Below are 11,465 nucleotides of genomic sequence, written 5' to 3'. Positions count from 1 at the left end.
CTGCGTCTTTTTTGTATCGTTGTCGCAGCATCTGACAGTTGCAATATCCTCTTTGTCGTCAGCGTCAGCTGTGTATAGGAGACCGGTACCTACATTGCAGTCTTTGGCACTTTTGCCATATATTTTGCCATAGCATGGTGGGCTCGTGCTGCATCAACTAGTGACTTTTATGTGGCAGGCGGTGGCATAACACCTATCCAAAACGGCATGGCAATTGGAGCTGATTGGATGAGTGCAGCGTCATTCATCTCAATGGCTGGTTTAATTGCCTTTTTAGGATATGGCGGTTCTGTATTTTTAATGGGTTGGACAGGTGGTTATGTATTACTAGCCATGTTGCTAGCACCTTATATGCGTAAACACGGTAAGTTCACTGTTCCTGAATTTATTGCTGATCGTTATTACTCTAAAACAGCTCGCATTGTAGCGGTCATTTGTTTAATCATCGCATCATTAACGTATATCATCGGTCAAATGAAAGGCGTGGGTGTGGCATTTTCGCGCTTCTTAGAAGTGGACTACGGTTTAGGCTTGGCTATCGGTATGGCTGTTGTTTGGTTCTACGCAGTACTAGGTGGAATGAAGGGGATCACCTATACGCAAATAGCTCAGTATGTTGTCATGATATTTGCTTACACCATTCCTGCCGTTTTCATCTCTCTGCAATTAACTGGCAATCCCATACCTCAACTTGGATTAGGCTCTACATTGGCAGACGGTAGTGGTGTGTTCTTACTTGATAAGTTGGACTTAGTGGTGACTGAATTAGGATTTAAAGAATACACCACAAATAACATGAATGGCTCATTGGATATGTTCGCATACACTATGTCACTCATGATAGGTACGGCTGGTTTACCACACGTTATCATGCGCTTCTTTACGGTTCCTTCTGCAAAAGCTGCCCGTTCTTCAGCTGGGTATGCATTGGTTTTTATCTCGTTATTATATACCGTTGCCCCCGCAGTTGGTGCAATGGCTCGTCTTAATTTGATGAGTACAATCGAACCCACTGCTGGTCAAAATTTAGAATATTCTGAGCGTCCTCAATGGTTTAAAGACTGGGAAAAAACTGGCTTATTAGAATTTGAAGACAAAAATGGTGATGGTAAAATTCAATATTCAGCTGACAAAGCAACCAATGAAATGGTGAGAGTTGACAATGATATTATGGTATTAGCCAACCCGGCTATCGCTAACTTACCTAACTGGGTAATTGCATTAGTGGCTGCCGGTGGTCTGGCGGCGGCACTGTCAACAGCAGCAGGTTTACTACTTGCAATATCATCTTCAATTTCCCATGATTTAATGAAAGGTGTATTAACACCAAATTTGTCTGAAAAAAATGAGTTACTAACGGGACGTATTGTTATGACACTTGCTATTTTAGTCTCGGGTTACCTCGGTCTTAATCCGCCTGGATTTGCTGCCGGTACGGTGGCGTTAGCCTTTGGTTTGGCTGCGTCATCAATGTTTCCTGCACTAATGATGGGGATTTTCTCTAAGAAAATGAGTGGCACAGCGGCCATTGCAGGGATGTGTTTTGGTATCGGAGTCACCATGCTTTATGTGTTTCAACACAAAGGTATCATGTTTATTCCAGGTACATCATTCTTAGGAGATATGGGGCCAAACTGGTTCTTTGGAATTTCTCCTAATGCCTTTGGTGTAGTCGGTGCATTAGTAAATTTTGGTGTCGCTTTTATAGTGCTACAGTTGACAGGGCCCGCGCCTAAGCATATTCAAGATTTAGTTGAAAACATGCGTAGACCTGGTGGCACTTCTGCAGTCAGCGATCACTAGGCATAAACCGTCTCTAAAATAAAACGTATTACCAACATTATTTGATAAGCATGACCCATTGAATAATAAGAATAAAGATTGAAAAGTTGCTATTTAATCTTTATTTTTAAACTGTTGTGAAAAAATCAGTTAACGTAAATTTTAATCATTAAGTGTCAACGCCATTTTTCGATATGTAATGATTAAAAAAGTAAAACCCTAAAAAAGAATGAATAATGAATAAACACACAAGAACAGCATTTATAGTGGCACCATTTTTAGCCATAATTGGATTTATTGCTGCCGATTATTATGAAGAAGACCAGGCTAAAAAGGAGAAGGTGATAAAGTTAGTACCGATTGAAAATTGTGATGTTATTAATCAACTGTGTGTTTTAAAAGCTGGCGACTTTGAAGTGAATGTGTTTCATAAAAACAACTTAACAACCGTCAACTCAACTTTTCCCCTAGATAGCGCAACAATATTTCTAGTTGATAAATATAACAACTCAACTGCATATCCTTTAGGCATGGTACAAAGCCCCTATTATTGGCATACCAAAACAGATTTGAGAGAACTCATCGGTAATTCAGGGGAACGTTACAAACTTCGACTTATAGCGAATATCAAAGGTGGAAGTTATATCTCAGAGTTCTACACATTAACAAAATAGCATGGTGTGACCACAGCGATGACCTGGTTGAATGAGGTTATATCCTATCTTTTCGTTTAAAATCCACAATCTAAGGGCTGTCACCAATTTATCCAAAGCGTAACTGACTTAAATTGATTCTGACCCTTTTTATTCTTATTCATACTCCATATCGAACTCTTAATAATAAAGTGAACCGTTACGTGATCGTGAAAGAATTTAGCTGCATTTTGCTTTTAATGTAATCGCGAATTGTCTTCTAATTCTGTTTGGTCTTCAACCTGCCACTTTTCTCCAATATCGATGTCATTAGGCGCACCTTACACGCACTTATAGTGTTTCAAAACGGGTTTAGGATCAGTTTTTCGCCATATTAAGGCTGCAATCAAACCGGCTAATATTACAAAATAATGATACTCAAAAGAGATACTTTTTTCACTAGGAGAGACCGTCATTGTCATGCCACCGTAGAGTAAAAAACAATCATCATACTAACGATTGAACTTCTATTGTGGTGAAAAGTACTGGTGACACACAAAAAGAAAACAAACCATGAGTCACCTCACTGGCGCATATGTTTAACCTGACGGGCAAACAACCACACCCCGGTCCAGATAGTTGGAAGCCACAATAAACGTAATACTTTGCATCGAGACTTGGGATAACTACAATACAAAAAACTCGTTAAAATCAGGATTGCAAAAGCTAATGTTAAATAAAGGATACTTTGAGACAATCGTTTATTTTATGTCATGCATCTGATATTAGCCGGAATTTTAAATTTTAAAGTGGCGAATCTAAAACGTTGTTGTAACCGACTTAAAATAAACCAAACAATTAAAAATGAATCACGTTGTTTGAATAGGCACAAGATACTCATAACCCTCTTACGTTTACCCTTATATACTGAAGTTCAATCTATATTTAGCATCCACAGGGTCACTGTTCAAATGACCTGAATGTGTATACTTAGACGCTGAATTACTAGGATTCTTCTTCGTACCGTTTATCTAAATACCCCAAATAGTCAGATAATTTTTTTGTTAACGATATATTATTAAAGTTATTACTGAACTCTTAAAAAGAATAAGATTGGCAACTTATGGGCTGGGTTGAGGAATATAAAAACTATTCACCGTTATTGCTGTTGATCAATACCTGATACAATATTTTTATTAGATAAATCGTAACCAGTACAGCTGAATAGCTGAAATCCTTTTCAATTATAAGCGGCTAAGACACAAGCTAATATAATGTGGAAAGTGAATATGAATTTGCTAAAAAAATCATAATGGATTTCAAAGCATTAAATGGATTATCAAGCTATCATAAAATTTCATAGAAAATCTTTGCATTTTGTCTTTTACTTAATAGTGATTTGCATCTTGTTTTTACCTAAAATAACTTTTGCAGAACAATATCAATTGCAACTGATAGTTGATCTGAGTGAGTTAGACGATGTCGATACTGATGCACTCTGGCTGGAGCCCTTAGCTAGTCCGGCAAATAACGGTGAGTTTTTTGTTGGGAAAGATAATGGGCGTGTTTATTTAACGAACCAAAGTTCTATAAACAACCAAGAAACAATTTTAAATTTAGCATTAACTTCTGATAGCCAAGCTTTTATTTCCCTTACCGCAATGACTTTGCACCCAAGCTTCACAAGACCTGAACATTCAGGATACGCCACTATATTTACGGCGCACACCACACAGTTTGATCCAAAAACGAACATTAATCGATTAACGCTGGATGATACTAATATTTCTTTTGGTTTTGAAACTGTGATCACAGCCTGGCAATATGATTTTGACAAACAAAAAATAGAGCCTAAAACTAAGAGAGAAGTGTTACGTATTCCCATAAATGAGGAGAGTAGCGGTATACGAAATCTTAGTTTTGATCCATATCAAAAGTCTTGGAACATTGATTATGGGCAACTATATTTTTCTTTAAATCACATAAATGAGCTTAATGATGAGCCTCTTTATTCTGGCGTAATATTACGCATCGACCCCCATGTTTTTGGAGCACTTAACTACACTGTTCTTGATACTAACCCTTTCATCAAAGACTCCCAAATCAGTAATGAAATAGTGGTAATGGGCATCCAAAATATTGAACGTTTTTTTTGGGCTAAAAATGATCATGCGTCAATATTCATCCAACATAATAACGATGAACAATACCGTTTGAGCAAAGCAATACTTGGTGATAATTTACTCACACAGCCAAAGTCTACCATTCTTCGGCAGCAACCCAATGACATGTCAGCAATGCTGCTTTATCAGGGACGCGACTTAATCAATCTCAGAGATAAGATGGTTTCTTTCAAACGGCTAAATAATAAATGGCATTTGAGCTCTCTTGCACTAACACCACTAAATGATGAAATACCAATATTCGAAGAGATCATCAGTAAATACCCTTTATCAGCGATTTCTGATTTGAACATTTATCAAGATAATAAAGGCGAGATAATACTTTTTGATAACAATGAAAGTAAGATGTATTCACTATCGTTGACTATCTCCAAAGCAATTGAATTGAGTTCAATGGAGTCAAACACGATGACGGATGAATCTAACCGTTATGTTTTGCACATAAGCTTATTGACGGGATTATTGTTACTTTTGCTTTTTGTGTATCGTAAAAAAAGACAACAGGATAAGACCGACCTCTTAATAAATAAAGACAATCTACGATTCGAATATGAACCAACTACACAAACCATCAAGCTATTCAAAGCAAATCAGAATAAGAGCTACAAAACGCTCGCCCTGTGCGACATTATCCGTTGCGAGATATTGCTGAATAACAATATTATTAACACAATATCTGAACAGCCAAACAATGCCCTGAACAATCAAATCGAAGCAGATATGCGTGCCATCTTTTCCAACGAATACTATGCCAAATTGGAAGATGAGAACTCTCGGCATATTGAACTAGTCTTATCCGTCAAAGGTAATAGTTTCAGAGTGAGTCTATATCTGAGGAGAGGCAGCAGCAGAATAACAGCTACAAAGTATCATGAGGTCATAGATATACTATTTGACTTGTGCTGGGGTATTTCTAAATGCATTAACCTCAAAGATACAGAAACTCGCATAATTCCTATCGTTAAATACTTTCATCCTAATATGAAGGTGTCGCCTAAACAATACAGCAAAACCCAACAAATAAAACATGACAAAATTGAAGGTTCAATTCAAGAGCCAGCAAATCATAAAAGCAAGGTCTCGCAATCCGAAAACCAAGAAAAATCACAAACTGAGTTGGTTGATGCGCTTGATAAGTTAGTCAATTTACATCAGCAAGGATATTTAAGTGGTGAAGAGTTTCGCTTAGCTAAAATAAAATTACTCAAATAACGTTTCAAATCAGTGAATACTGGGCATAGGTAAAACAAAACGTATTTGTTCATAAAATAAGTTTACATGATGCCTTAAGTCTTTTTACTTACTTCGCTAAAGCCATTTACATGACGACAAAACGTAGCACTTTTTTGCAATAAACCTTGGCTAGTGTTGTGATTGTGATGACTTATTTGATTAAAATATATAAGGATTTAGCCGAACACATATTGGCATACAGCGACGCTGGCGTAGCCACTGACATTATTGACTGCCATGCCTAATTGTAAGGCTGCGTTAAGAGCAATATTATTAGTCCCAGTATTGGCAATACACGCTAACTTAAGTTAAGTTAATTGTTTTAGGATTGCCGCGCTCAGTACCACTGTATTGGTTATGACGACTTCGGCAACGTGTAACGATTTGTTCTGCTGATGTGCTAGAAAACATGCTATAGACTCAACCTGATGCTTTTTAGGCTGCAAAAAAAGACCCAAACTGAAAGTTTATTGACCTAGAAATACTTCCACATATAGCTACTATTTACACCATAAAAAAAACAATTTCATAAGTAAATTTTGTCAGCTCAAGTACATGATCCAAATAATCCACACTTCTAGTGCTTAATAGCACATCCTCGCCTCAAATCGAGTCAGGTTATTACTAATGGCGTTTCGTTTAATGTTTTACTCGGCATATATCTGGCACGTTTTTTCGGTTTTAAGGTGTTTAGGTCTGCTAATACTAATCCGTCTACGCAGTGATTAAAGTCTGGGTCGATATTAAAACCGATAAAGTGTACGCCTCCTGCTTGGTAAGTTTCAGTGTATTGTTTGTAAAGTGTTGGCACAACCATACCCATATTTGCCAACTGATGTTTGAGTTGGTTGAAATCTGTTTTGTAATTGTCCCCACTAAAACTATGTGGATAATCCTTGGGCAGTAGATAAGGTAATTTAGAACTGGCAATACCGTCAGTGCAGCCAAAATATAAGGTGTAAAACTGGATCAATAAATCTTTAGCTGCTTTTGGGTAATGGTCACTTAAGCTAACTGGGCCAAATAGGTAGCGAAATCCCGGATGACGCTGTAAAAAAGCCCCTATACCAAACCATAAATAATCTAGGCTGCGTTTGCCCCAATACTTGGGCTGAACAAAACTTCTACCCAGTTCTAAACCTTGTGCAAAGTAAGGAGCCATTGCTGGCCCGTAATCAAATAAGCTAGCTGAATAAAGGCCTTTGACCGAATCATTTTCGATAATTGTTTTTGCATCACCAAAACGATAAGCCCCCGCAATCTCTAAGTCTTCTTTGTCCCATAAAATCAGATGGTAATAAAAAGCGTCATAGCGGTCGATATCACGACGTTTATTTGTGCCTTCACCCACCGCTCTAAAGGCTATCTCTCGAAGGCGGCCAATCTCCCTGAGAATGGGAGAGCTAGTTTGGTGTTGATATAGGTACATCACCTTGCCATCGGTGGTTTCACCTAAATCTTCACATTTATTTTTGAGGGCATGCTGTAATTCAGCACGATTTTCCGCTGGCGCAATAGCTGTTTGAGTCTTAAATATCCCAGCTTTACCGAGACCTATTTTATATAAGTGTTTTTTAAATAATGCCACATGTTCAATACGGGTAATTTTATTATTGCTGTAAGACTCAAAAGGTATGAGTTCACCTATGCGCATGGGTATGTGTTGGCGTTTATGATTAAACATTTCTTTGACCAGCAACATACTGGCTAAAGGTTTGTAAATCATAGACAAACCATAAAACAATGTTGAGTTTTTAGCATCTATAAATACTGGTAAAATAGGTGACTTGGCTTGTTTGGCTATACGTAAAAATCCACTTTGCCAGCGTGTGTCTCTAATGCCCTGAGGTCGTAGACGTGAAACTTCACCCGCTGGAAAAACGATCACCACACCTTCATTTTGGAGATGTGTTTGGATATTTTGAATGTGCTGTTTTGCAGTGCCTCCATGTATGTTGTTAACGGGCAATAGGATAGTAAGCATAGGCTTGAGGGCCATTAACATGTCGTTGCCAATGACTTTAATGTCTTGCCTGACTTCGCTGACTAATTTAATTAAAACTAAGGCGTCGAGTGAGCCGATTGGATGGTTAGCAATAATCACCAATTTTCCTTGGTTGGGCAGACGCTCCTTTTCTACATCCCTTGCAGAATAGCTAATATTAAAGTACTGCAGTACTTGTTCAGCAAAATCTAAGCCTTGGTAATGGGGGTATTCCTGAGCAAATTCTTGCATCTCCCGTTCGTGTAATAGATGCCTGAGTACGCAGCTAAGAGTTTTGGATAATAAGGGTTTATCGACAATTTTGGGATAGTGTTTTTCAAGGATATCAGACACAGTAAACATAAATAACTCTACACCTCAGTATTTTCTGGGATAATGATAATCAACAATTGTTACAGTTTAGTGCCACTAGAGTAGCGATTTGATGACAACGCTTAGTGTTATCAAATAATGGATAAACCAAATAAATATATACATTTAAGATTTAAATTTACCCTTATATTTACAGTCTATGGGCTATATACACGATGATGTTCATAAGGCTATTTAACGGGTATGAGGATTGAGTGTCAGCAGATGATTTGTTGCTTTATGAGCCCATTAGACAATGGTTTTGTGTATTACACACTTGCCACCCATATCACTAAAAATCAGGCTACTACAAACGGTCCACACAAACCGGTGCCGTCACATTGAACCAACGTTCTTTAACAGACCAAGTCTGGCCTAAAAGGGACGAAGGGTAAAATAGAAGGGGTCAGATACTGTCTTGAGGATCAAGCCCCAATCTGATTAATGCTGATAATTAACATCAAACGGCTTTCTTGATTTTAATACACCATAAGCCAGTACCAGTAATTTTCGCATCACCGCGATTAAAGCTACTTTTTTAGGCTTACCTTTGGTTAAAAGTTTATTATAAAAAGCGAGCATTAATGGGTTATATCTGACGGCAACCATGGCTGGCATATACAATGATTTACGTAATCGAGCACTCCCTGTTTTTGATAAACTGGAACGATTTAGACTGGTTCCAGATTGGTCAACACTTGGATTGAGCCCCGCATAACTACTTATCTGTTTTGAGTTTTCAAATAAAGAAATATCACCTATGTACGCTAGCAATGCCCACGCTGTTTTATCCCCAATACCATTAATACTAACGAGTAACTTAAGCTGAACTGTTAGCTGCTCATCCTGCTTAATAATCATGGTTATTTCTTTTTTAATGACCACTATTTGTTTATCAATAAAAGTCAGCACCGACTGAATGGAGCGTGCAGCTGCCTTATCTAAACTGACACCCGAACGATTGTTCTCCTGGCTTTTCATCTTACTTAACTGATCTAGGCGTGTAACAAGAAACTGTACCCGTTCAAATGCCGCAGACCTTGGTATGAAAAGGCTCTTGTCAATCTCTCCTCTATTAAATAAGTACTGACAATAACGAGCAATGCTCATCGCATCGGCTTTATCTGTCTTATTTCTCGCCATTTCCATCTTAGCAAACGCATGGGTTTGGAGTGGATTGGCAACAATGACCTTTTGGTTGGTTTGATATAAATGCTTAGCTAATGCCAAACCATAAATCCCCGTTGCTTCTGAACAGAAATAGGCAGGGTTTTTAAATGATTTTATCCATTGTGAAAGTTTTAAAAAACCAGACTGCTTGTTCTCAAATTGACGACTCAGATACTTACCATCAATTAACACGGCCACATCAAAAGTTAATTTAGAAATATCAATACCCACAAATATCATGGAGAAATCCTTACGTTGAGATACACTGATTTTGATTGGATAAGTTAACGTCAACTGCATTCTTGTCGCTATACGTGCTACAGCTTCAGACTGTGCACAAGATACTGTTCGCATTTTAAGACGTTAATGGTGAGGGGTAGGCACTAATCTGACCCACAGAATGGTAAGCACTAAGAGCAATTGCAGTGTCTCTACCCCTCTATCCAATCACCTTGGATAGTGTAAAACATAGCTTATGTTTTGCACGGGTTTAAGATACAAGAGACGTTGATTTTACGATTTAGTCATCTACACTCACGTTATTCCTTTATTTTAGGGGGCAGGGGAGATGGCGAGATTACCTCGACTAAATTTGGCGGGTATACCTCAGCATGTTGTTCAGCGAGGCAATAACCGCCAAGTCAGTTTTTTTGCTGAGCAAGATTACGCGATTTATCTCGATAAACTCAAAGACTACGCAAAAAAATATCAAGTAAATGTCCACGCATTCGTATTGATGACCAACCATGTGCATCTACTCATGTCACCTGAAACAGACAAAGGCGTGAGTCAGCTCATGCAGTCTCTGGGGCGGTATTATGTGATGTACGTTAATAAAAAATATCAACGTACAGGCACTTTATGGGAAGGGCGATATAAATCTACCTTAGTCGATAGTGATAATTATTTTTTGTTAGTGAGTCGTTATATCGAACTTAATCCGGTTAGAGCTAATATGGTGGAGCACCCAGCGGAATACCCTTGGTCAAGTTACCATGGCAATGCACTGAATAAAGATGTAGAACTACTGTCGCCTCATCACTGTTATCTATCACTTGGCACTAGCAAGGAGGCACGCAAACAGGCTTATAAATACCTGTTTAAACACCACATACCTGAACTCACGTTACAGGAAATAAGGGATGCGACAAATAAAGCATGGGTGTTAGGTGACAATCGATTCAAACAACAGATTGAGCAGCAAACGGGAAGACGAGCAATACCACTAGCCAGGGGTGGGGATAGAAAGTCCAAGAGTTTTAGGGGCATAGTATAGTGTAAATCGACGTCTCTGACCCTATTGGTTGAGATTACCTGATTATAGAGCCTCAACTTTTAATCAGTCACAGCAGGTTTACTGCTTAAACCAATGTAGAATCGCCTGATTGATGACTTCCGGTTTTTCACGATGTAAAAAATGTCCCGCATCTTCAACTAATTCCCACTGGTAATCAGCAGATTCGGCGAAACAATCGGCTGCTCTAGGCAGCATTTCTTTACGCATGTCTTTTTTTCCGCACAATACTTTAGTTGGTACAGTAATAGTATCGTTCAAACGTTCGAACAAGCCCGACAATCTGGGATCTCGAAACTTAGCCTGGACCGCAGCACGGTAGTAAGCCAGAGTATCTTCTACACCATTTCCCCAAAGCAAAGTTTTGATAATATGATCGACATGTTTTTGGTCGGAAAATTTTGGCGACCATAACTTCCACAGGAAACTCAAAAAACGACCTCTTGAGCCACGAATAATTAGCTCGGGCAGCCATGGTAATTGAAACAAAAACCAGTGAAAAGATCTAAAACAGTGTTTGGGTGAACGTTTAAGAGTCCGATTTATTTCCAAAGTATGTGGCACGGCTAGGATCATGGCCCGAGTGACTTTTTCTGAAAAAGCCCCCAAAATCCCATAACTGATGGCTGCGCCCCAATCTTGACCAACCAGTAAAACCGGCGCTGAGTCATTTAACTTATCAATCAGTACTGACATATCATTTGCTATCGTTGCTCGGTCGAAAAAACTGCCAGTGGCAACGTGTGTGCAATCAATGGGGTCAGAGACGTTGATTTTACGATTTAGTCATCTACACTCACGTTATTCCTTTATTT

At 38.5% G+C, this 11,465-nt stretch carries 7 protein-coding genes and 1 pseudogene; 4 read left to right on the top strand and 4 right to left on the bottom strand.

Annotated elements, in window-relative coordinates:
- The first annotated feature begins 93 nt into the window (after positions 1-93).
- From QZ562_RS16040 to QZ562_RS16030, 3 genes are all read left to right on the top strand, one after another.
- Positions 94-1,803: a sodium:solute symporter family protein gene (locus QZ562_RS16040; protein WP_293762252.1), complete on the top strand. Its 1,710-nt coding sequence runs from the start codon at positions 94-96 to the stop codon at positions 1,801-1,803.
- 215 nt (positions 1,804-2,018) lie between these two features.
- Positions 2,019-2,456: a hypothetical protein gene (locus QZ562_RS16035; protein WP_293762247.1), complete on the top strand. Its 438-nt coding sequence runs from the start codon at positions 2,019-2,021 to the stop codon at positions 2,454-2,456.
- A gap of 1,364 nt (positions 2,457-3,820) precedes the next feature.
- On the top strand, positions 3,821-5,809 hold the full coding sequence (locus QZ562_RS16030) for a hypothetical protein (RefSeq protein WP_293762244.1): 1,989 nt from the start codon (positions 3,821-3,823) through the stop codon (positions 5,807-5,809).
- A gap of 197 nt (positions 5,810-6,006) precedes the next feature.
- Here the strand turns inward: QZ562_RS16030 and QZ562_RS21325 are convergent.
- The 3 genes and pseudogenes from QZ562_RS21325 to QZ562_RS16020 all read right to left on the bottom strand — a co-directional run.
- A pseudogene (locus QZ562_RS21325) lies at positions 6,007-6,126 on the bottom strand (D-2-hydroxyacid dehydrogenase); the annotation flags it as partial.
- A gap of 317 nt (positions 6,127-6,443) precedes the next feature.
- Complete coding sequence (locus tag QZ562_RS16025; RefSeq protein ID WP_293762241.1) at positions 6,444-8,177, bottom strand: GNAT family N-acyltransferase; 1,734 nt, start codon at positions 8,175-8,177, stop codon at positions 6,444-6,446.
- Positions 8,178-8,627: 450 nt separating this feature from the next.
- Complete coding sequence (locus QZ562_RS16020; RefSeq protein ID WP_293762250.1) at positions 8,628-9,596, bottom strand: IS110 family transposase; 969 nt, start codon at positions 9,594-9,596, stop codon at positions 8,628-8,630.
- Positions 9,597-9,924: 328 nt separating this feature from the next.
- Between QZ562_RS16020 and QZ562_RS16015 the strand changes: the two genes are divergently transcribed.
- The gene (locus QZ562_RS16015; RefSeq protein ID WP_293762238.1) at positions 9,925-10,632 is read left to right on the top strand and encodes a transposase; all 708 of its coding nucleotides are present in this window, start codon (positions 9,925-9,927) and stop codon (positions 10,630-10,632) included.
- A gap of 78 nt (positions 10,633-10,710) precedes the next feature.
- Here the strand turns inward: QZ562_RS16015 and QZ562_RS16010 are convergent, their stop codons facing one another.
- Positions 10,711-11,346, bottom strand: a complete 636-nt coding sequence (locus QZ562_RS16010) for an alpha/beta hydrolase (protein WP_293762235.1) — start codon at positions 11,344-11,346, stop codon at positions 10,711-10,713.
- Positions 11,347-11,465: the final 119 nt, after the last annotated feature.

Origin of the sequence: uncultured Paraglaciecola sp. (genome assembly GCF_913058035.1) — a bacterium.
In the GTDB taxonomy this organism is placed as follows: Bacteria; Pseudomonadota; Gammaproteobacteria; order Enterobacterales; family Alteromonadaceae; genus Paraglaciecola.
Note: the sequence above shows the minus strand (reverse complement) of the source record. Positions and strands in the feature narration are given on the sequence as shown.

Coding starts and splice junctions, on each gene's coding strand:
- QZ562_RS16035 (WP_293762247.1), top strand. CDS start 2,019: ATGAATAAACACACAAGAACAGCATTTATAGTGGCACCATTTTTAGCC.
- QZ562_RS16025 (WP_293762241.1), bottom strand. CDS start 8,177: ATGTTTACTGTGTCTGATATCCTTGAAAAACACTATCCCAAAATTGTC.
- QZ562_RS16020 (WP_293762250.1), bottom strand. CDS start 9,596: ATGATATTTGTGGGTATTGATATTTCTAAATTAACTTTTGATGTGGCC.
- QZ562_RS16015 (WP_293762238.1), top strand. CDS start 9,925: ATGGCGAGATTACCTCGACTAAATTTGGCGGGTATACCTCAGCATGTT.
- QZ562_RS16010 (WP_293762235.1), bottom strand. CDS start 11,346: ATGTCAGTACTGATTGATAAGTTAAATGACTCAGCGCCGGTTTTACTG.